Annotated in this window: 3 protein-coding genes; 1 reads left to right on the forward strand and 2 read right to left on the reverse strand. The window is 71.0% G+C overall.

What is annotated here, in order from left to right; translation table 11 throughout:
* The coding region (locus ACIQ6O_RS16230) for a Spy/CpxP family protein refolding chaperone (RefSeq protein ID WP_396208813.1) at positions 1-506 on the forward strand (506 nt) is incomplete at its 5' end.
* A 67-nt stretch (positions 507-573) separates the two neighbouring features.
* Here the strand turns inward: ACIQ6O_RS16230 and ACIQ6O_RS16235 are convergent.
* Together ACIQ6O_RS16235 and ACIQ6O_RS16240 are read right to left on the reverse strand one after the other, a co-directional pair.
* On the reverse strand, positions 574-1233 hold the full coding sequence (locus tag ACIQ6O_RS16235; RefSeq protein ID WP_396208814.1) for an NTP transferase domain-containing protein: 660 nt from the start codon (positions 1231-1233) through the stop codon (positions 574-576).
* A 43-nt stretch (positions 1234-1276) separates the two neighbouring features.
* Positions 1277-2509, reverse strand: a complete 1233-nt coding sequence (locus ACIQ6O_RS16240) for an XdhC family protein (protein ID WP_396208815.1) — start codon at positions 2507-2509, stop codon at positions 1277-1279.
* Positions 2510-2558: the final 49 nt, after the last annotated feature.

Genomic DNA, 2558 nt, shown 5'->3' on the forward strand with positions numbered 1-2558 from the left:
TGCAGCTCACCGATGAACAGGTGAAGAAGCTCGAAGCGCTGCAGGACGCCCCGGCGCCGGCGTCCAATGCGGCCGATCTGATGCGGACGCGAGCCGATCTGCTTGAGGCAACGCAGGGCGATGCCAATCTCGCGAAGGCGCGCGCGGCACTCGATCGCATGAGTGCCCTGCGCAACGAGCGGATGATCGCGGGGCTCAAGCAGCGACAGGAGGTGCGTGCCGTGCTGACCAGCGCGCAGAAGACCCGTCTCGACAATCTCCGTCGCCAGCTTCGTGCCCGTGCCGGTGCCCGGGGGCAGCGTGGGCCGCGCATGGGTGGCAAGGGCATCGGTCGCGGACAGGGCCGCGGCATGGCCGGTCAGTTCGGTCCCGGCGGCCGACCGGGGATGCGCGGTGGCATGCGCGCGATGCCCGGCATGCGTGGCGGGATGCGCCCCGGCGCCCCGGTGCCACCGTCGGTGCCACCCGCACCGCGCCCGCCCGAAGGTGACGTGCCGCCGGCCTGACGGTACCCACAACACATGACTCAAACGCAGAACCCGGAACCGATCAATTCCGGGTTCTGCGTTTGTGTTACGGGTGATGGGTAGCCCCGCCCGTCTCGTCATGAGAACGCCAGCGCTCGAGATCGGCCGGCGTGTCGAGATCGAACGCGCCGAGGCGGAGCGACACCGAGCGTGTACCGGGTTCGCGGAACAGGGGGCGCGCCCCGCGATCGCCGTCGAGCGCTTCGAGCCACGCGAAATCACGGGGCGGCAACACGGCGGGTATGCCGAGTACCTCCTCGCCCACGTCGCTGCGATACGACGAGGCCACGCGGGCATCGCCGTCGAATGCGCTCAGGAGAGTCCGCAGGTGCACCGCGTCGACTGTGGGCATGTCGCAGGGGGCGATCAGGATGCCGTCGATGCGCGGTACGTCGCCGTGGGCCTCCGCATCGACCGACCGTTCACGCACGGCGCGCACCCCCGCGGCAATGGAACTCCCCATGCCGGCTTGCCAGCCGTCGTGGTGCACGAGCTGTACCGCTTCGTCGCGCAGCGCCGCCGCTACCCGCACCGACTCCGCCCCCAGCACCACGTGCACATCGGTGCAGCCGGCGGCCATCAGCGCCCGCGCGACACGCACCACGGCCGGTATGCCCGACGCATCGGGAAGCAGCTGCTTCGGCTGCCCCAATCGGGAGGAGGCACCGGCCGCGAGCACGAGCCCCACGACGCGAAGGTCGCTCATGCGCGCTGACCGCGAGTGCGTGCGATGGGCCGCGACGAAGCGATCAGTTCGCCGGATATTCCGGCAGATCGCATCGCAGGGGCTGATCGAGCAGCGTGGTCGCCGGATCGTCGGCCAGTAACTGCGGCGTCGGCGTGCGCATATGGATGGGGCTCTGCCGCTCGCGCAGGAAGCCGGCGGGACGCGCATGCATCACCGCTTCGATCTCGGCCACGGCCGCAAGGGCGATGGACGCTGGCGTTTCCCCGCCCAGATCGAGCCCGATGGGCGCGTGCAGCTTGCGCTGCTGACGCGCCGTGAGCGGCGTGCCGAGTGCGGTGAGGTGGTGCGCCACATGGTCCACGAGCTGGCGCGCCCGCGCCCGTGACCCGAGCACCCCGACATACCCGAACGGCAAGGGTAAGCTCGCACCGAGCCAGGCGGCGTCGACATCGAAAATGTGCGACAACAGCGCCACAGCCGTGCGCTCGTCGTGCGGCAGTTCGCTGATAGCCGTGTGGACCGCATCGAGTTGGCGCACCTGACGTAGCGTCACCCCCTCCGGCACCACGAGCCCCTCGAGTAGCGCGGGGCGATGGTCGAGAATCGTGACCTGCCAGCCGAGGGTGTGGGCGATGCGCGCGAAGGCTTCCGCGCCGCGGCCGGCGCCCACGCAGTGCAATGCGACCGGTGCCAGCAGCGGCTCCACGAAGACCGTCACGTCGTCGCCGAGCGGATGCAGCAAGGCGTGTCCGGTACGACGCACGGTATGTGCGAGACCGCCGAGCTCCGGCAGCGGCATGTGACGCGCGTCGTCGTGCAGCAGGTGCCAGCGCCCGGTGGTGGAGTCCCCGTCGAGCACCGCACACGTGGCCCCACTGCCATGAGCGTCCAGCCGCACCACCACCGCGCCGCCGTGCCGGCGGGCGCGTACCGCCTCGACCTGGGCCATCCAGCGCCAGTCGGGGAGCGGCTCGAGCAGCAGATGCGCGATGCCGTCGCAGCGCGCACCGAACCCCCAGATGGCCTCGAGGTCCGAGCGCAGATCGTACATGAGGCGCACCGCCCGCCCGCTCGCGCACACCTCGGCGGCACGCGCCGCCACATCTCCTTCGAGGCATCCCCCGCTCACGGCCCCGGCAAGGACACGCCCGTCCGCATCGACCAGGAGACGGGCCCCGGGTTGCCGGTAGGAGGAGCCATCGACCTGGACCAGCGTGGCGAGTGCCAGCGGGACATCGGGGCGCGCCAGGCGGGCCGCCTGCGCCGCACGCGCGAGTTCCACGAAGCTGGACACGATCTCTCCTGGGGGTGGAGGGAATGACGACGCCGGCGTGGGCACGTCG

Origin of the sequence: Gemmatimonas sp., assembly GCF_044345575.1 — a bacterium.
Lineage (GTDB): Bacteria > Gemmatimonadota > Gemmatimonadetes > Gemmatimonadales > Gemmatimonadaceae > Gemmatimonas.